Origin of the sequence: Amycolatopsis tolypomycina (genome assembly GCF_900105945.1) — a bacterium.
In the GTDB taxonomy this organism is placed as follows: domain Bacteria; phylum Actinomycetota; class Actinomycetes; order Mycobacteriales; family Pseudonocardiaceae; genus Amycolatopsis; species Amycolatopsis tolypomycina.
Genome location: NZ_FNSO01000001.1, coordinates 126,362 through 142,977, shown reverse-complemented (window position 1 = coordinate 142,977; position 16,616 = coordinate 126,362). Strand labels below are relative to the sequence as shown.

The following is a 16,616-nucleotide window of genomic DNA, read 5'->3' as shown; positions in this document are numbered from 1 at the left end:
CGCTCTACTTCTTCGCGTACTTGATCGACGACGCGACGAGCTCGGTCCGGGCCCCGCTGGCCGCGCGGATGGCGGCGCGGCGGGCGTTGATCGGCTCGTCCTGGATCTTGGCGTGCAGCTTGAGGATCGCGTCAAGCAGCATCTCCGGCCGCGGCGGGCAGCCGGGCAGGTACATGTCGACCGGCACGATGTGGTCGACGCCCTGCACCACGGCGTAGTTGTTGAACATGCCGCCGGAGGAGGCGCAGACGCCCATGGCGAGCACCCACTTGGGCTCGGCCATCTGGTCGTAGATCTGGCGCAGGACCGGGGCCATCTTCTGCGTGACGCGCCCGGCGACGATCATCAGGTCGGCCTGCCGCGGCGTCGCGCTGAAGCGCTCCATGCCGAAGCGGGCGATGTCGTAGCGGGAACCGCCGACGGTCATCATCTCGATCGCGCAGCAGGCGAGCCCGAAGGTGGCCGGCCACATCGAGTTCTTCCGCGACCAGTTGACGAGACCTTCGAGGCTGGCCAGCAGGATGCCGTTGGGGAGTTTCTCTTCGAGGCCCATGGGTCTAGTTCCAATCCAGGCCGCCGCGCCGCCACACGTAGGCGTACGCGAAGCCGACCGTCGCGATGAACAGCAGGATCTCCACCAGGCCGAACGTGCCCAGCGCGTCCGCCTGCACGGCGAACGGGTAGAGGAAGACCATCTCGATGTCGAACAGGATGAACAGCATCGCGGTGATGTAGTACGCGACCGGCATCCGCCCGGCGCCGACGAGCGGCTGCGGGGACGGCTCGATGCCGCATTCGTAGGCGGCCAGCTTGGCCCTGTTGTACCGGCTGGGGCCGACGAGCGGTCCGAGCAGGACCGACAGCACGGCGAAAGCGAGCGCCAGCACGAACAAGATCACGATGGGCAGGTAGGGCTTCAGGCTCGGGGCCTCTTGCGCCAGCTGCACCGTGTCGGTCCGGGTCAGCAACGTCAGCACGGGGTCTTCGCCATCCTTTCCGCGCCGCTGCGGTTGTGCTTGTGGTGGGGAACCGCTGGGCCTCGTCGGCACCCTAAGGGACCTGGGTCACACCGCCGAGGGTCAGGGTCTCCTTACGGCCCGTGGCTGGACCTCAAGGTGCTTGTGAAATAGTTCACAAGCCACTCGTCGTGGATGTGAAGGGATTCACAAAGCATGGGGGGAGTCTAGGACGCGACTCACACTCTTGTCCCTAGTACCCCGTGTTATCAGGGTCGCCTAAGTTCTGCCGCCATCGTTGTCACGGGTGGCCACCCCCGCGCGCACGACCTGCACGAAGAGGCTTCAAGATCACGTTCCGGACGGACAAAACGGGCGCTGACCTGTGATCTATCCCACTGACCGCACGGCCAACTTGTTAGGCCACTCGTGTGTCCGCGCGCGCAGGCGAAGGGCACTTTCACGTGAAAGTGCCCTTTGGGGTGTCAGCGCGGGGTGGGGGTGGCGCGGGCGAGGGCCGCGATGAGGCGGTCGACGCCGTCGCCGCCCTTGGCGTCGTAGCAGCCCGAGAGGCCCTTGTAGACCAGCGGCAGGAGCTTGTTGATGCGCAGCCCGTACTTGGTGCACGCGTGCATGATCTTCGGCTTGCCGATGATCTTCGCGAAGACGTTGCCCAGCGCGTAGTAGCCGCCCATCAACTCACCCACGGCCCGCGGGTACGCCTCCAGCGCCCGCTCCCGCGAAGGCCCTTCGCGCCGCGCAAGCGCCTGCACGACGACCTCCGCGGCGATCTGCGCGGACTCCATCGCCGCCGAGATGCCCTCGCCATTGAACGGGCTGACCATGCCGCCCGCGTCGCCGAGCAGCAGGAGGCCGTCGCGGTAGTGCGGGGTGCGGTTGAAGCCCATCGGGAGGCCGGCGCCGCCGACCTTGCCGATCGCGTTCTCCTCGCGGTAGCCCCACTCCTCCGGCGTCCCGTCGAGCCACTGGCGCAGCAGCGCGCGGTAGTCGGTGTTCCGGAACGAGGCCGACGTCGAGAGCATGCCGAGGCCGACGTTCACCGTGCCGTCGCCGAGCGGGAACGCCCAGCCGTAGCCCGGCAGCAGCTTCGGGTTCCGCGGGTCGGACCTGTCCCACAGCTCGAGGTGGCCCTCGATGAACGGGTCGTCGTGGCGCGGGCTCTTGTAGTACTGGCGCACGGCCACGCCCATCGGGCGCTTCTCGTTCTTCTGGATGCCGACGCTCAGCGCGAGCCGCGCGGACACGCCGTCGCAGGCCAGGACCAGCGGCGCGCGGTAGTGCACCGGCGTCTTCTCCGGGCCGACCTTGGCCTCGACGCCGATCACGCGGCCGCTCGCGTTCGTGATCGCGCTGGTCACGGTGGTGCGCTCGTACAGCCGCGCGCCCGCCTTCACGGCGAGCTTCGCGAGGAGGTCGTCGAAGTCGTGGCGGGTGCGGGAGACGCCGTACGGCGGGTAGCTCGTGAGGTCCGGCCAGTCGAGCTCCAGCGTGAGGTCGCCGGTGAGGATCCGCAGGCCGCGGCTGTGCACCCAGCCCGCGTCCTCGCTGGTGTCGATGCCCAGGTCGATGAGCTGCTTGACGCCGCGGGGGGTCAGGCCGTCGCCGCAGACCTTCTCGCGGGGGAACTCGGTCTTCTCGAGCAGCAGGACGTCGACGCCCGCGCGGGCCAGGTAGGTGGCCACGGTGGACCCTGCGGGTCCGGCGCCGACGACGATGACTTCGGCGTCCTGGTCTGCGGTGCGTCGCGTCATACTTCGAATCTAACAGCGGAGCGAAGCTCCTCCTTTGAGGGCGGTGGCGGGGAGGAAGGCGGGGTTAGGCAGGCTTTCGGGCGCGGTGGATCGCCACGACCCCGAATGTGAGGTTCAACCACTCGACGTCGGTCCAGCCCGCGCTCGCGATGATCTCGCCGAGCGTGCGCTGGTCGGGCCAGGTCAGCATGGATTCGGCGAGGTACTTGTACGCCTCGGGGTTCGACGACGTCCGGCTGCCGACCCAGGTCAGCAGCTTGAGGACGAAGTTGCGGTGGACGAACCGGATGGGCGCGAACGGCGGCGTCGAGACCTCGCAGATCACCAGGCGCCCGCCCGGCTTGACCACGCGGGCGATCTCGGTGAGCGCGGCCTTCGGGTCGACGAAGTTGCGCAGCGCGAGCGAGATCGTCACGGCGTCGAAGCTCTCGTCCGCGAACGGCAGGTTGAGCGCGTCGGCGGCCACCATCGGCACGTTCCGGTGCAGGCCGGCGCGCAGCATGCCGAAGGAGAAGTCCGCGGCCAGGCACCAGGCGCCCCCGCGGGCGTACTCGACGGTCGACACCCCGGTGCCGGCCGCGAGGTCCAGGACCTTCTCGCCGCGGCGGGCGTCGAGGACGCGGGCGGTCGTCGTGCGCCAGCGCCGGTCGAAGCCGAAGGTCATGAACGAGTTCGCCCGGTCGTACCCGGACGCGACGCCGTCGAACATCGCGGCGACTTCGTGCGGGTCCTTGTCCAGGCTTGCGCGTGACATGGTCCTGAGGTTAGTCCGGCACCCCGGGCCCGGTCGCCAGCATCCCCGCCACCGCCGCGGGCCAGGTGAATTCCTCCGCCCGCGTCCGCGCCGCGGCCCGGCGAGCCTCCTCAGGGCTCTCCAGCAGGTCCGTCACCGCCGAGGCGAACGCGGGCGCGTGGTCGGCCACCGCCGCGCCACACCCCGGCCGCACGATCTCCTGCAGCGCCGACGACGCCGACACCACCACCGGCGTCCCCGAAGCCAGGGCCTCCAGCGCGGCCAGCCCGAACGTCTCGTGCGGCCCCGGCGCGAGGGAGACGTCCGCGCTGGCCAGCAGCCGGGCGACGTCGCCCCGGCCGGGCAGGAACCCGAGGAACGTCACCGGCAGGCCGCGCGCCCGGCGTTCCAGGGCCCGCCGCCGCGGTCCGTCGCCGGCCACGACCAGCCGGACCTTCACCCCGGCCTCGGTCAGCGAGGCGACGGTGTCCACACTGCGCTCGACGTGCTTCTCCGGCGACAGCCGTCCACAGTGGACCAGCAACGCGTCCGCTCCCCCGGCCAGGTCCGTGCGCCAGCCGTCGTCGCGCATGGCGGGCCGGAACGTCGTGAGGTCGACGCCGAGCGGGACGCGCCGGACGTTCGGCGCCGCGATCCGGTCGAACTCCGCGCGCGCGAACGCCGTCGTGCAGACGACCGTGTCGTAGCTCGCGGCCATCCGGCGGTTGGCGACGTCGGCGACGCGGCGGGCCACCGGCGCGGGCAGCAGGAACTGCTCCAGCAGGCGGTCGAGGCGCTCGTGGGAGATGACCGTGCTGGGCACGCCGTGGCGGCTCGCCCAGCCGCCCATCCCCCGCAGCGTCAGCCGGTCGGACACCTCCAGGCGGTCCGGTTCGAGCCTGCGCAGCACCGCGCGGACCCGGTGCGGGTCGACGGCGCGGTAGCCGCCGGTGCCCGGGATCCGCGGTGCGAGCAGGGAAAACCGGCGCACGCCGGTCGGGAGGACCTCGTCGGCGTACCGGCGGCCGGGCACCACGAGCGTCACCTCGTGGCCGCTCGCGACGTAGCCGGCGCCGAGGTGGTGCAGCGCGGTGCGCAGCCCGCCCGAGCGCGGTCCGTAGAAGTTCGCGAGCTGGACGATGTGCACGGTCAGGCCGCGCGGGCGGCCCGGCCCCGCACGGCTTCGTAGTGCCCGAGCAGCTCGTGGCAGACCGCCGGCCACGTGCGGCCCAGCACGACCTTGCGCGCCTTTTCGCCGAGCCTCGCGCGCAACGCGGCGTCACGGAGGGCGTCGACCTTCTCGACGAGCGCCGGCCCGAACCGCTCGCGGTCCGCGGGCAGCAGGTAGCCGGTGCGGCCGGGCAGGACGAGGTCCTTCGGGCCGCCGGCGTCCGGCGCGAGCACCGGCAGCCCGGACGCCATCGCCTCCTGCACCGCCTGGCAAAACGTCTCGTGCGGTCCTGTGTGGACGAAGACGTCGAGGCTGGCGTAGGCCTTCGAGAGGTCGTCGCCGTACTTCGCGCCGAGGAAAGCGGCGTCCGGCAGCTGCTCCCGGAGGCCGTCGAGTTCGGGCCCGTCACCGACGACGACCACGCGCACGCCCGGCATCCCGGCGAGCGCGGCCAGCCGGTCGACCTCCTTTTCGGGCGCCAGCCTGCCGACGAACCCGACGAGCAGCTCGCCGTCCGGGGCGAGCTCGGCCCGCAGCGCGGGGTCGGCGTGCGCCGGGGAGAACCGGTCGATGTCGACGCCGCGGGCCCACCGGTGCACCCGCGGGACGCCGTGCAGCCGCAGCTGCTCGACGGAGTCGCTGGAGGGGGCGAGGGTCCGGTCGGCGCGCGAGTGCAGCCGCCGCACCCACCGCCACGCGGCGCGGGCGGCGATGCCGAAGCCGTACGCGGCGGCGAACCCGGCGATGTCGGTCTGGTAGACGGCGATCGCGGGGACGCGCAGCCGTCTCGCGGCGGCCAGCCCGCGCGCGCCGACGACGAACGGCGACGCCAGGTGCACGACGTCCGGGCCGAACGCGGTCAGCGCGTTGAGCACGGTGCGCGTCGGCACCCCGATCGGCAGGGAATTGACCCCGGGGAAGTCCAGCGCGGGGATCCGCACCACGGGCGCGCCGCGGTAGGAGTCCGGGCCGGGACCGGGCGCGATGACCAGCACGTCGTGCGCGCGTTCGCGCAGGTGCTCGACGACCCGCAGGACGGAGTTGGTCACGCCGTTCACCTGGGGCAGGAAACTTTCGGTGACTATGGCGACTCGCACGTCCTGGACGATCGCACCCGATCCTGGCGGTGGTGTGACACGCGGGCCAACGCTGCCGGAACAGATCGGCTACGACATGTCATCTCAAGGTCGTGTCCCGGAAACCAGGGTGGCCCACACTAAGCAGGCATGACCCTCTTGTCCTCCCGGCCGCCGCGGCCCGTCGAGCCCGGCCTGCTGTCGAGGGCGCTCGAAGTGGCCGGGCGGCTGGCCAACGACGCCACCGACGTGATCACCGCGACCGCCGGCCGCGGCGCCCACCCGTCCACGCTGGACTCGCCGTTCGACTGGGTCACCGACACGGACCGCATTCTGGAGCGCCACACGCGGCGCGTCCTGACGGCGGAGTTCCCGGGCATCCCGGTGGTCGGCCACGAGTTCGGCGCGGATCACGGAGCGGACGTCGCGGAGTACCGCTGGGTGGTGGACTCGGTGGACGGCACGGCGAACTACGTGGCCGGAGTGCCGTGGTGCGCGTACAGCCTGGCCCTGGTGGACGCGGCGGGCCCGGTGGTCGGTGTGGTGGCGGACCCGTATCGCGCCCAGATCTACGCCGCGGCGCGCGGCCGGGGGGCCCGCGCGAACGGCAAGCCGATCCAGCTCGCGGACCGCCGTGTGACGGCGGGCGCGATCGTGTGCACGGAACTGGCCCGCACAGGCCCCTGGCCGGGAATGGGCGGCTTCATCGAGCGAGCAGCGGCGGCGCACGCCGGCGTGCGGGTGCTGGGCTCGGCGGCGCTGTCGATCGCCCAGGTGGCACTGGGTCACGCGGCGGCGGCGGTGCTGCACAGCTACCACGAGTGGGACGTGGCAGGCTCGGTGGCCATGGCGATCGAGGCGGGCGCGGTGGTCCTGGACAAGCACGGTGAGGACACGGCACTGCCGACGGACGGCCTGCTGGTGGCGGCCCCCGGAGTGGCGGACGAGGTCCTGGGCTGGTGGCAGGAGACGGCGGGCTAATCGGGTTGCGCCGGTGGCGATGATCGAGACATGCCGACCCTCCACACACCAAGGCTCACGCTCGTCCCCCTGGCCGACGAGCACCTGGAGCTGGAGTACGAGCTGGACGCCGACCCACAGGTCATGCGCTACCTGACCGGCCGAGCGTCGACCCGGGAGGAGGTCGCGGCGGCCCACGCCCGCCGGATGGCAGTCGAGCCGGGGTTCGGCTTCTGGATGGGCTTCGCGGGCGAGGACTTCGTGGGGTGGTGGCTCCTGCGCCCGCCAAACGGTCCCGACCAGCCCTATGCCGAGGGTGAAGCCGAACTGGGCTACCGCCTCCTGCGCAGCCAGTGGCGAAAGGGATACGCCCGGGAAGGCTCGCTCGAGCTGCTGCGGTACGGGTTCGAGGAGCTGGGGTTGGACCGCATCTTCGCCCAGACGATGGCGGTCAACACGCCCTCCAGGGCGACGATGGCCTCGGCGGGGCTGACATTCGCGAGGGCGTTCACCTCGGCCGCGGAGTACGACGACCCGATAGAGGGCGCCGAGCAGGGCGAGGTCGAGTACGAGATCACGCGGAGCAGCTGGCTCGAAAGGCGGGCTAAGCCGCCGCCAAGGCCCGCTTCTTCTGCCGCCGGATCCACCAGAGCGCAGGCCCGGCCACCACCCAGGTGAAAAACACGAAACTCCCCAACGGCAACAGCGTCAAAGCAGCCGACCGCCCAGCAACCCGAGCCAGCTCCGGATCAGAAGCGTCGTACTCGATCCGAACCAGCTGCCCAGCCGCCAACCCATCCGGGTAAAGCACCCCATTGGCCGGACTGTGCACGATCCCGTCAGGCGTCTCGAAGTGAATGATGGTCCGATCGAAAGCCACCGAATCCACAGTGGCCGTCGCCGTACCGAGCTGAGCGGAGATGGCACTGTCGTTCCGAACAGCGGCGAACAGCAGGCACCCGCACATCACGGTGAGGAGCGAGGCAACGCCGAGGATGGTCCACCACCCGACGCGCCTCGCCCGTTCACCTCTCGTGCTCACGCCGCGAGCGTAGCGCTCCCGCTCAGCCCGCGTGCTCGGCGTGGAGGAACCGGTGGTTCTGCTGGATCTGGTCGTACGACCGCGGCTTGACGGGAGCCACACGCGCAGTCAGAGCAGCAGCACCGTTCGGACCCACCGAAGGCTTCCCGGCCGTGTACAGCCACGTCTGGAACAGATCGTGCAGCGGCTTGCCCGAGATCTTCTCCGCCAGCGCGATGAACTCGAGGATCCGCCCGTGCGACCCGCGCTTCTGCGCGAACCACGTCTTCAGGATGCTGAAGAACGCCTGGTCGCCGACGGCCGTCCGCAGCGCCTGCAGGGCCAGCGCACCCCGGTCGTACACCGCGTTGTCGAACTGGTTGTCCGCGCCCGGGTCGGCCGGGACCAGCTTCCACAGGTCGCCGTCGGCCGGGTTCGAGTCGTACGTGTACTGGGCCAGCTCCGCGACCGTGCCTTCGCCCTCGTGCTCCGACCACAGCCACTCCGCGTACGACGCGAAGCCCTCGTTGAGCCAGATGTCGCTCCAGCGGCCGAGCGAGACGTCGTCGCCGAACCACTGGTGGGCGTTCTCGTGCGCGACCAACGTCGTGTTCGAGCCCGCGCGGAAGTTGCGCGCGCCGTACGTCGGGCGGGTCTGGTTCTCCAGGGAGAAGCCGATGCCGCTGGTCACGACGCCGCCCTCGGCCTCGAACGGGTACGCCCCGAACTGCGTCGCCAGGAACTCGTTGATTTCCGGGGTCCGCTCGACGCTGGCCTTCGCCGCGTACAGCGAGTCGCCGAGGTCGGCGCCGTACGCCGTGATGAACGGCTTGCCGTCGGGCGTGGCCGACTGGACGAGCTCGTACTTGCCGACGATGAACGACGTCAGGTACGTGGCCTGCGGCTTTGTGCTGCGCCACTGCCAGCGGGTCCAGCCCGCGCGGCTCTTCGACGTCCGGACCAGGGTGCCGTTGGAGATGGCGGTGTTGCCGTCCGGCGCCTCGATCGTGACGTCGTAGGTCGCCTTGTCGGTCGGGTGGTCGTTGGCCGGGAACCACCACGCGGAACTCTGCGGCTCGTCGATGCCGAGCGCACCGAAGGAGCCCTTCTTCCACGCGTTGAGGCCGTCCACCGTCTCGGTCGACGGCGTGTCCGCGTAGGCGACGACGACGGTCGCGGTCTGGCCCTTGAGCAGCGGCTGCGCCGGCGTGACGACGAGCTCGCCGTTGCCGTTCTGGTTCGTGAACCGCGCCGGCCGGTTGTTCACCCGCACGCTGGAGGCCTTCAGCGCGAAGTCCAGGTCGAACCGCGAGAGGTCCTGCGTCGCGGTGAGCAGCAGCGTGGTGGTGCCGGAGAGCAGGTCGGTCGCCGGCTGGTAGGTGAGCCGGATGTCGTAGTGCAGCACGTCCGTGCCGCCGTTGCCGGCGTTCGGGTAATAGGTGTCGCCGACGCCGGGGGCGCCGGGCGCGGGCGCCGCGCTCGCGGTGCCGGCGAGCAGCACCGAGACGACGCCGGCCGCGAGCGCACCGAGGCCGGTGCGCGTTCTTGCACGCATTCGTTTTCCTCCTGAAGGAGTGAGAAGCAGCGCGCTCGAACGTAGCCAGCCGGACACACCCCAGGAACAGCCGAAGGAAGGTTTCTTGCCTACTGGGATACCACCCGGAAAGCGGTTGACTCAGCCCGCCGAGACCGCTGCGGACACCGCCGCCCGGAGGCGGGCGTGCAGGTCGCGGTGCCGGGACCGGTCCACCCGGACCTCGACGACCCGCAGCCCCGGCGCCGGGGCCAGTGCCGCCCGGAACTCCGTGAGCGTCTCCGCGACGACGTGCGGGACGCGGTAGCCCGCGCACAGCGCGCCCAGGTCGGCGCCGTGCGGGGTGCCGAAGACGCGCTCGAAGCTGGCCGAGTGCTCCGGCGCACCCTGCTCCAGCAGCGAGAAGATGCCGCCGCCGTCGTCGTTGAGCACCACGATCGTCAGGTCGGGCCGCTGCTCGGCGGGTCCGGTCAGCAGCCCGGAGGCGTCGTGCAGGAACGTCAGGTCGCCCAGCAGCGCGTACGACGGCCCCCGGTGCACGTACGCGGCCCCGATGGCCGTCGAGACCGTGCCGTCGATGCCCGCGACGCCGCGGTTGCGGTGCACGAGGACGTCCGGGCGCAGCCGCCCGGCCAGCGCGACGTCCCGGGTCGGGTTGGACGAGCCGACGACCAGCAGGGAGTCCGGCGGCAGCGCGTCGACCAGCTCGGTCGCCACCCGCAGCCCCGACGGCCACGCTTCCGACGCCAGCGTCTCGGCGACGGCGGACGCGGCTGCCGCGTCCGCCCGGCGCCAGCTCGCCAGCCACTCCGGGTCGGCGGGCTTGGTCGGCTCGTCGAACCACTGCCCGACCTGCCGGACGTTGTGCGCGGGTGCCGGCCAGTCCGAGTCCGGGCGCACCAGCAGCACCTCGACGTCGGGGTCCGAGATCACCTGCTGGATCTGCCGGAACACCGTCGGGCGGCCCAGGCAGAGCACCTGCTCGGGCTTGTGCCGCGAGATGAACTCCTCGACGCCGAGCAGCCACGCCCCGGACGAGATCGCCGTGCCGCCGGACAGCCCGATCCCGCCGGTCTCGGAGATCACCGGCCAGCCGTGCTGCTCGGCCCACTCGCTGGCCGCCTGGACGCCGGTGTCGCACGCGATGACCAGGCCGTGCCGCGCCGAGGGCACGACGAACGAGGGCAGCGCGCCGAAGTCCGGCAGCTCGGTCCACCGGGACCCGTCGGAGCGGCCGTCGAGCGATTCGTACCACTCGCCGTCATCGTCGAGGTCCGGTACGAGCGGTTCGCGGAACGGGATGTTGAGGTGCACCGGCCCGCAGCGCCACTCGCCGTAGGCCGCGTTCCAGGCCCGGCAGATCTGGCTGCGCCAGTACGAGTTCTGGCCGGCCCGCCGCTCGGCGACGGCCAGCTCGTCGAAGTACCGGACGGCGTCGCCGTAGAGCTGGTGCTGGTCGATGACCTGCGACGCGCCCGCGGCCCGGAGCTCGGGCGGCCGGTCGGCGGTCAGCACGATCAGCGGGACGCCGGCCCGGTCGGCCTCCAGGACGGCCGGGTGGAAGTTCGCGGCCGCGGTGCCGGACGTGCAGAGCACGGCCACCGGGCGGCCGGTGCGCGCGGCGATGCCCAGGGCGAGGAACGCGGCGCCCCGCTCGTCGATGCGGACGTGCAGCCGGAGCTTCCCGGCCGCGGCCGCGTCGTACAGCGCGATCGACAGCGGCGCGTTGCGGGAGCCCGGGCAGAGGACGACGTGGGAAACGGTGTTGCGGACGAGCTCGTCGACGATGACCCTGGCCTGCGCGGTGGAAGGGTTCACCGGGCCTCGCATCCGTCGAGATCAGATATGTCCACAGGTCCTATCCTCGCAAACGTGGATGACGCCCGAGTTTCCGAGCTGTTCGACCCCGCCGCGTGGACCGAGGTCGAAGGTTTCGCCTTCACCGACATCACCTACCACCGCTCCGCTGAGAGCCGCGGGGGCAAACGCGTGGTGCGCATCGCGTTCGACCGCCCCGAGGTCCGCAACGCCTTCCGGCCGCACACCGTCGACGAGCTCTACCGGGCCCTCGACCACGCCCGGATGAGCGCCGATGTCGGTTGTGTCCTGCTCACCGGGAACGGCCCGTCGCCCAAGGACGGCGGGTGGGCGTTCTGCTCCGGTGGTGACCAGCGTATTCGCGGACGGTCCGGGTATCAGTACGCGAGCGGGGAGACCTCCGACACGGTGGACCCGGCGCGGGCCGGCCGGCTGCACATCCTCGAGTGCCAGCGGCTCATCCGGTTCATGCCGAAACCGGTGATCGCGGTGGTGCCGGGCTGGGCCGCGGGCGGCGGGCACTCCCTGCACGTCGTGTGCGATCTCACGCTCGCCTCGGCCGAGCACGCGAAGTTCAAGCAGACCGACGCCGACGTCGGCTCGTTCGACGGCGGCTACGGCTCGGCCTACCTGGCGAAGATGGTCGGGCAGAAGTTCGCCCGCGAGATCTTCTTCCTCGGCCGCGAGTACTCCGCCGAGCAGATGCACGCCATGGGCGCGGTCAACGCCGTCGTCCCGCACGCCGACCTGGAAAAAGAGGCCCTGACCTGGGCGTGGGAGATCACGCGCAAGTCGCCGACGGCGCAGCGGATGCTGAAGTACGCCTTCAACCTCACCGACGACGGCCTGGTCGGCCAGCAGCTGTTCGCCGGGGAGACCACCCGGTTGGCGTACATGCAGGACGAGGCCGTCGAAGGCCGTGACGCGTTCCTCCAGAAGCGCGACCCCGACTTCAAGGACGTCCCCTATTACTACTGAGCTGCGCCCGGTCCACCTCGACGGCTCGCCTACCGCGCTGACCACGCTCCAGGACGCCGTCGCGGCCGCGCTGGACGGCGGCCCGGCGGTACTGCCGTTCACCGACCCCGCCCTGCGCGACGCCATGGCGCCGGACGAACCCGCCGAGCCGGGCACCGCCGTGGTCATCGCCACGTCGGGCTCGACCGGCGCGCCCAAGGGCGTGCTGCTGTCGGCCCGCGCGCTGACCGCGTCGGCCGAGGCCACGCACGCCCGGCTCGGCGGGCCGGGGCACTGGCTGCTGGCGACGCCGGCGCAGTACATCGGCGGGCTGCAGGTGCTGGTCCGGTCCCTGCTGGCCGGGACGACCCCCGCCCTGCTGACCGGCAGCGGTTTCCGCCCGGACGACTTCGCGGCCGCGGCGGCGACGCTCGGGGGCAGCCCGCGGTACACGGCGCTGGTGCCGACCCAGCTGGTCCGCCTCCTCGACGACGGCGGCGCCGGGCTGGCCGCGGCGAAGACGTTCGACGCGATCGTGGTCGGCGCGGCGGCGACCTCACCGGCCCTGCGGGAGCGGGCCGCGGACGCTCGCGTGCGGATCGTGCCGGCGTACGGGATGAGCGAGACGGCCAGCGGCTGCGTCTACGACGGCGTCCCCCTCGACGGCGTCCGGGTGGACGTCGACGGGGACCGGATCCGGATCGCCGGCGACGTCCTCGCGCACGGCTACCGGCTGCGCCCGGACCTGACGGCGGAGTCCTTCTCGGACGGCTGGTTCACGACGTCCGACCGCGGGGTGCGCCACGCCGACGGCCGCATCGAGGTGCTGGGCCGGGCCGACGACATGATCAACACCGGGGGCGTGAAGGTGTCGGCGACCGCGATCGAGCGGTGCCTCTGCGCGCAGCCCGGCGTGCGCGACGCGTGCGTGGTCGGCGTGCCGGACCCCGAGTGGGGCGAGGCCGTGGTGGCGCTGGTCGTCCCCGAGGGTGCGCACGGCGACCTCCGGGCCGCGGTCCGGGCGGCGCTGGGACCCACGTCGACGCCGAAACGCGTCGAGTTCACCGGGGCGTTGCCCCTGCGCGGACCTGGGAAGATCGACCGGGCGGCGGTGAAAGCCCGGCTCCGGGCCGAGCCGGGCGGCTGAATGGCGGGACTTCGTTGACTTTACGGGCTGCGCCCGGTTGGCTACCCACCATGACGCGCCTGATTCGCACCGTCCTGATCAGCACCGCCGTCGCCCTGGGGGTCCTCCTTCCCGCGGGTGCGGCGCTGGCCGACGTTCCCGCCGCGGACCCGAACAGCGGCTCGCTCGTGCTGCAGGTGCCGTCCACGGACTGACTTCCCGGGTTCCTCCGCACCGGTGATCACCATGGCGTTGAATGGCGCCATGGCGAGCTTGAGCGAGTGGATCGAAGGCGCCCGGCCGCGGACGCTGCCCAACGCGGTGGCGCCCGTGGTGGCGGGCGTCGGCGCGGCGATCGCGCTGGACGGGTTCTCCTGGTGGCGTTCGGTGCTGGCGCTGCTGGTCTCCCTCTCGCTGATCGTCGGCGTCAACTACGCCAACGACTACTCCGACGGCATCCGCGGCACGGACGAACACCGCGTCGGCCCGCTCCGGCTGGTCGGCTCCGGCGTCGCCGCGCCGAAGGCCGTGCTCACCGCCGCGCTGGTCTCGCTCGGCCTCGCCGGGGTGCTGGGCCTGCTCCTGGTCGTGCTCAGCGGGCACTGGTGGCTGCTCGGGATGGGCGCGCTGTGCATCCTCGGCGCGTGGTTCTACACGGGCGGCAAGAAGCCCTACGGCTACTACGGCTTCGGCGAGGTCGCCGTCTTCGTGTTCTTCGGCCTGGCCGGCGTGCTGGGCACGGTGTACGTCCAGGCGGGCCGGGTGAGCTGGGCGGCGCTGGCCTGCGCGGTCGCGGTCGGCTGCTTCTCGACGGCGGTCCTGACGGCCAACAACCTGCGTGACATCCCGACCGACATCGAGTCCGGCAAGCGCACCCTGGCCACCCGCCTGGGTGACAAGGGCACGCGACGGCTCTACGTGGCGCTGATCGGGATCCCCTACCTGATCAGCCTGTCGTTCGTCTTCACCGGCTACCCGATCGCCGCGCTTTCGACGCTGACCATCGGCATCCTGCTGCCGGCCGCGGGCGCGGTCCAGAGCGGCAAGACCGGCCGTGAGCTGATCCCCGCGTTGCGCGACACCGGCCTGGCCATGCTGGTGTGGGCCGTGTTCACCGCCGTCGCGATGAACCTCTAGCCCTCCGGGACGAACTTCCCGGTCGTCAGGAACTCCTCGAACAAGGCCGTGTGCGGCGCGAGGTCCAGGTTCTGCTGGGCCAGCCACTCGTCGTTGTAGTACGTGTGCGCGTACCGCTCGCCGCCGTCGCAGAGGAGCGTCACGACGCTGCCCGCCTGGCCGTCCTCGACCATCCGCGAGATGAGCCGGAAAGCGCCGTAGAGGTTGGTGCCGGTCGAGCCGCCCGCCCAGTGCCCGGTGCGCTCGCGCAGCAGCCGGATGGCCGCCAGGGACCCGGCGTCGGGGATCTGGAACATCTCGTCGATGACGCCGGGGACGAACGACGGCTCGCAGCGCGGCCGCCCGATGCCCTCGATCCGGGACGGCATGCCGGTGGCGTAGTCCATGGCGCCGGTCTCCCAGGCGCCGTAGAACGACGAGTTCTCCGGGTCGACGACGCAGATCTTCGTCGTGTGGCGCTTGTAGCGGACGTACCGGCCGAAGGTGGCGCTCGTACCGCCGGTGCCCGCGCCGACGACGATCCACTTCGGGATCGGGTGGCGCTCCGAGCGCATCTGGGCGAACACCGACTCGGCGATGTTGTTGTTCCCGCGCCAGTCCGTCGCGCGCTCGGCGTAGGTGAACTGGTCGAGGTAGTGCCCGCCGCACTCGGCCGCGAGCCGCTCGGCCTCGGGGTACATCGCCGGGGCCTCGTCGACGAAGTGGCACTCGCCGCCGTAGAACTCGATGAGCGCGACCTTCTCCTTCGACGTGCGCCGCGGCACGACGGTGATGAAGCGCAGCCCCAGCATCCGGGCGAAGTAGGCCTCGGACACCGCGGTCGAGCCGCTGGAGGCCTCGACGAGCACGGTGTCCGGGCCGATCTGGCCGTTGACCAGCCCGTAGAGGAACAGCGACCGGGCCAGCCGGTGCTTCAGCGAGCCGGTCGGGTGGACCGACTCGTCCTTGAGGTAGAGGTCGATGCCCCACTCCGGGGGCAGCGGGAAGACGTGCAGGTGCGTGTCGGCGCTGCGGTTGGCGTCGGCCTCGATGATCCGGACGGCCTCGCGGACCCAGCTGCGGCTGTGCGGGCGGCTCACTCGGACTGCCCGGCGGCGTCGCCGCGCAGCTGCGCGCGCAGCTCGGCGCGGGCGCGGGCCCGCTTCTCGTTGCGCTTCGCCAGCCCGGCGGTGACGCGGGCGTTGAGCGAGCGGAACAGCAGCAGGCCGAGCGGCAACCCGACGACCAGGCCGATGAGCAGGGCGACCAGCAGCGGCACGCCGACCAGGGACAGCACCCACGCGATCACCGCGACCAGCACGAACCGCGCCAGCAGGTACAGCGTCAGGTCACGGGCCAGCTGCGGGGCCTTCTCGTCGCTCACATCAACGCAGGCTACGCCCCGCCCGCGCGGTCCTTCTGCAGGCCCGCGTTGTTCGGGCGGCCCTCGAAGCGCGTCGAGAGCACCACGGTGGTGTTCGTGCGCCCGACGCCGGGGATGCGGCGCAGCCGGCCGAGGGTGCGTTCCAGCTCGTCGACGGTCGGCACGCGCACCTTGACGACGAACGCCTCGTCGCCGGCCACGGCGTAGCAGCTCTCGACCTCGTCGAGCTCGCCGAGCGCGTCGGCGACGTCGTCTTCGGTCGCGGTGTCGGTGGGATGGATGCCGACGAGGGCGGTGACGCCCAGCCCGACCGAGCTGGGGTCGACGACCGCGTGGTAGCCGGTGATCACGCCGGCGGCTTCCAGTTTGCCCACGCGCTCGTGCACCGACGACGCGGACAACCCGACGGCCCGGCCGAGATCGGCGTAAGTGGCCCGTCCGTTGATGCGCAACGCTGCGATGATCTTCCGGTCCAACTGATCCACGGGATCACTCTATGCGGTTGGACAATCCCCCATTGGCACCACGCCTCGCGCCCGGCGACCCGACGGAGCGACGTTCCGGCTCGTCAGGTCACCGGAAGGTAGTTGCTGAGCGTGCACAACCTGTCCGTTTTGACCTTTAAGGGCTCTTTACTCAAAGACAACCGTTCGAGTACCCGGCGGGTGAAGTGCAACGATTGCCTTGTTGGCACTCCGGCGCGACGGGCCAGAAGGGCCCGGACGCCTCCGGTATAGCAGTGAGTTCGTGAAGGAGGCGGAAAATGACCGCGACGATGGGCGGACGTCTGCTCACCCCGGGCGAGGTGGCAGCCCTGTTCCGCGTGGACCCGAAGACGGTCACCCGGTGGGCGACCGCAGGCCGGATCGGCTCGATCCGCACGCCGGGCGGGCACCGGCGGTTCCGGGAGGCCGAGGTGAACGACCTCCTCGCCGAGCTGACCACCGACGCCAGCGAACCGACGCGCACCGCCTGAACCATCCGGACGCCAG

General features: G+C 71.5%; 19 protein-coding genes. 7 read left to right on the top strand and 12 right to left on the bottom strand.

Annotated elements, in window-relative coordinates; all coding sequences use genetic code 11:
* Nucleotides 1–4: 4 nt before the first annotated feature.
* From BLW76_RS00800 to BLW76_RS00775, 6 genes are all read right to left on the bottom strand, one after another.
* Nucleotides 5–553 (bottom strand): NuoB/complex I 20 kDa subunit family protein, encoded by a 549-nt coding sequence (locus tag BLW76_RS00800; RefSeq protein ID WP_020643101.1) that lies wholly within the window; start codon nucleotides 551–553, stop codon nucleotides 5–7.
* Nucleotides 554–557: 4 nt separating this feature from the next.
* On the bottom strand, nucleotides 558–977 hold the full coding sequence (locus BLW76_RS00795; protein WP_091303917.1) for an NADH-quinone oxidoreductase subunit A: 420 nt from the start codon (nucleotides 975–977) through the stop codon (nucleotides 558–560).
* Nucleotides 978–1,441: 464 nt separating this feature from the next.
* On the bottom strand, nucleotides 1,442–2,728 hold the full coding sequence (locus tag BLW76_RS00790) for a geranylgeranyl reductase family protein (RefSeq protein WP_167384418.1): 1,287 nt from the start codon (nucleotides 2,726–2,728) through the stop codon (nucleotides 1,442–1,444).
* Nucleotides 2,729–2,792: 64 nt separating this feature from the next.
* Entirely contained in the window at nucleotides 2,793–3,482 is a 690-nt protein-coding gene (locus BLW76_RS00785) for a class I SAM-dependent methyltransferase (protein WP_091303916.1), read from the bottom strand.
* Between the two features lie 10 nt (nucleotides 3,483–3,492).
* Nucleotides 3,493–4,608 carry a glycosyltransferase gene (locus BLW76_RS00780; RefSeq protein ID WP_091303915.1) on the bottom strand — a complete coding sequence of 372 codons (1,116 nt, stop codon included), beginning with the start codon at nucleotides 4,606–4,608 and terminating at the stop codon, nucleotides 3,493–3,495.
* A 2-nt stretch (nucleotides 4,609–4,610) separates the two neighbouring features.
* A complete protein-coding gene (locus BLW76_RS00775; protein WP_279627645.1) occupies nucleotides 4,611–5,681 on the bottom strand; it encodes a glycosyltransferase family 4 protein in 1,071 nt (356 codons plus the stop codon).
* Nucleotides 5,682–5,858: 177 nt separating this feature from the next.
* Here BLW76_RS00775 and BLW76_RS00770 point away from each other — a divergent pair, with 177 nt between their 5' ends.
* Together BLW76_RS00770 and BLW76_RS00765 are read left to right on the top strand one after the other, a co-directional pair.
* Nucleotides 5,859–6,689, top strand: coding sequence for an inositol monophosphatase family protein (locus tag BLW76_RS00770; protein ID WP_091303913.1), 831 nt, complete (start codon nucleotides 5,859–5,861; stop codon nucleotides 6,687–6,689).
* A gap of 30 nt (nucleotides 6,690–6,719) precedes the next feature.
* Nucleotides 6,720–7,346 (top strand): GNAT family N-acetyltransferase, encoded by a 627-nt coding sequence (locus tag BLW76_RS00765; RefSeq protein WP_091303912.1) that lies wholly within the window; start codon nucleotides 6,720–6,722, stop codon nucleotides 7,344–7,346.
* On the opposite strand, the gene BLW76_RS49385 is transcribed toward BLW76_RS00765, so the two are convergent.
* The 3 genes from BLW76_RS49385 to menD all read right to left on the bottom strand — a co-directional run bounded on the left by BLW76_RS49385 (nucleotide 7,273) and on the right by menD (nucleotide 11,041).
* Nucleotides 7,273–7,710 carry a DUF3592 domain-containing protein gene (locus BLW76_RS49385; RefSeq protein ID WP_091303911.1) on the bottom strand — a complete coding sequence of 146 codons (438 nt, stop codon included), beginning with the start codon at nucleotides 7,708–7,710 and terminating at the stop codon, nucleotides 7,273–7,275. The genes BLW76_RS00765 and BLW76_RS49385 overlap by 74 nt on opposite strands.
* 22 nt (nucleotides 7,711–7,732) lie before the next feature.
* The gene (locus BLW76_RS00755; protein WP_091303910.1) at nucleotides 7,733–9,244 is read right to left on the bottom strand and encodes a M1 family metallopeptidase; all 1,512 of its coding nucleotides are present in this window, start codon (nucleotides 9,242–9,244) and stop codon (nucleotides 7,733–7,735) included.
* Nucleotides 9,245–9,364: 120 nt separating this feature from the next.
* Complete coding sequence (menD, locus tag BLW76_RS00750; protein ID WP_167384417.1) at nucleotides 9,365–11,041, bottom strand: 2-succinyl-5-enolpyruvyl-6-hydroxy-3-cyclohexene-1-carboxylic-acid synthase; 1,677 nt, start codon at nucleotides 11,039–11,041, stop codon at nucleotides 9,365–9,367.
* A gap of 54 nt (nucleotides 11,042–11,095) precedes the next feature.
* On the opposite strand from menD, the gene BLW76_RS00745 reads away from it, so the two are divergent.
* Genes BLW76_RS00745 through BLW76_RS00735 form a run of 4 tightly spaced genes read left to right on the top strand, consistent with a single transcriptional unit; the run spans nucleotide 11,096 to nucleotide 14,261 of the window.
* Nucleotides 11,096–12,019: a 1,4-dihydroxy-2-naphthoyl-CoA synthase gene (locus BLW76_RS00745; protein WP_091303908.1), complete on the top strand. Its 924-nt coding sequence runs from the start codon at nucleotides 11,096–11,098 to the stop codon at nucleotides 12,017–12,019.
* 1 nt (nucleotide 12,020) lies between these two features.
* On the top strand, nucleotides 12,021–13,145 hold the full coding sequence (gene menE / locus BLW76_RS00740; protein WP_091304060.1) for an o-succinylbenzoate--CoA ligase: 1,125 nt from the start codon (nucleotides 12,021–12,023) through the stop codon (nucleotides 13,143–13,145).
* A 50-nt stretch (nucleotides 13,146–13,195) separates the two neighbouring features.
* Nucleotides 13,196–13,339, top strand: coding sequence for a hypothetical protein (locus BLW76_RS48265; protein ID WP_167384415.1), 144 nt, complete (start codon nucleotides 13,196–13,198; stop codon nucleotides 13,337–13,339).
* Nucleotides 13,340–13,388: 49 nt separating this feature from the next.
* Nucleotides 13,389–14,261 (top strand): 1,4-dihydroxy-2-naphthoate polyprenyltransferase, encoded by an 873-nt coding sequence (locus BLW76_RS00735; protein WP_167384414.1) that lies wholly within the window; start codon nucleotides 13,389–13,391, stop codon nucleotides 14,259–14,261.
* On the opposite strand, the gene cds1 is transcribed toward BLW76_RS00735, so the two are convergent.
* Genes cds1 through BLW76_RS00720 form a run of 3 tightly spaced genes read right to left on the bottom strand, consistent with a single transcriptional unit; the run spans nucleotide 14,258 to nucleotide 16,109 of the window.
* Nucleotides 14,258–15,340 carry an L-cysteine desulfhydrase Cds1 gene (cds1, locus tag BLW76_RS00730; RefSeq protein ID WP_091303905.1) on the bottom strand — a complete coding sequence of 361 codons (1,083 nt, stop codon included), beginning with the start codon at nucleotides 15,338–15,340 and terminating at the stop codon, nucleotides 14,258–14,260. The two genes, BLW76_RS00735 and cds1, sit on opposite strands and share 4 nt — an antisense overlap.
* Nucleotides 15,337–15,624, bottom strand: coding sequence for a DUF4229 domain-containing protein (locus tag BLW76_RS00725; RefSeq protein ID WP_091303904.1), 288 nt, complete (start codon nucleotides 15,622–15,624; stop codon nucleotides 15,337–15,339). Before BLW76_RS00725 ends, cds1 begins: the two co-directional genes overlap by 4 nt.
* A gap of 11 nt (nucleotides 15,625–15,635) precedes the next feature.
* Complete coding sequence (locus BLW76_RS00720; RefSeq protein WP_167384413.1) at nucleotides 15,636–16,109, bottom strand: Lrp/AsnC family transcriptional regulator; 474 nt, start codon at nucleotides 16,107–16,109, stop codon at nucleotides 15,636–15,638.
* Between the two features lie 278 nt (nucleotides 16,110–16,387).
* Here BLW76_RS00720 and BLW76_RS00715 point away from each other — a divergent pair, with 278 nt between their 5' ends.
* The gene (locus BLW76_RS00715) at nucleotides 16,388–16,600 is read left to right on the top strand and encodes a BldC family transcriptional regulator (RefSeq protein WP_091303902.1); all 213 of its coding nucleotides are present in this window, start codon (nucleotides 16,388–16,390) and stop codon (nucleotides 16,598–16,600) included.
* Nucleotides 16,601–16,616 lie beyond the last annotated feature (16 nt).

Bases quoted from the DNA above. Each gene is read 5' to 3' on its own strand.
- BLW76_RS00800 (WP_020643101.1), bottom strand. From the start codon at position 553: ATGGGCCTCGAAGAGAAACTCCCCAACGGCATCCTGCTGGCCAGCCTC.
- BLW76_RS00790 (WP_167384418.1), bottom strand. From the start codon at position 2,728: ATGACGCGACGCACCGCAGACCAGGACGCCGAAGTCATCGTCGTCGGC.
- BLW76_RS00785 (WP_091303916.1), bottom strand. From the start codon at position 3,482: ATGTCACGCGCAAGCCTGGACAAGGACCCGCACGAAGTCGCCGCGATG.
- BLW76_RS00770 (WP_091303913.1), top strand. From the start codon at position 5,859: ATGACCCTCTTGTCCTCCCGGCCGCCGCGGCCCGTCGAGCCCGGCCTG.
- BLW76_RS00765 (WP_091303912.1), top strand. From the start codon at position 6,720: ATGCCGACCCTCCACACACCAAGGCTCACGCTCGTCCCCCTGGCCGAC.
- BLW76_RS00755 (WP_091303910.1), bottom strand. From the start codon at position 9,244: ATGCGTGCAAGAACGCGCACCGGCCTCGGTGCGCTCGCGGCCGGCGTC.
- BLW76_RS48265 (WP_167384415.1), top strand. From the start codon at position 13,196: ATGACGCGCCTGATTCGCACCGTCCTGATCAGCACCGCCGTCGCCCTG.
- BLW76_RS00735 (WP_167384414.1), top strand. From the start codon at position 13,389: ATGGCGAGCTTGAGCGAGTGGATCGAAGGCGCCCGGCCGCGGACGCTG.
- BLW76_RS00715 (WP_091303902.1), top strand. From the start codon at position 16,388: ATGACCGCGACGATGGGCGGACGTCTGCTCACCCCGGGCGAGGTGGCA.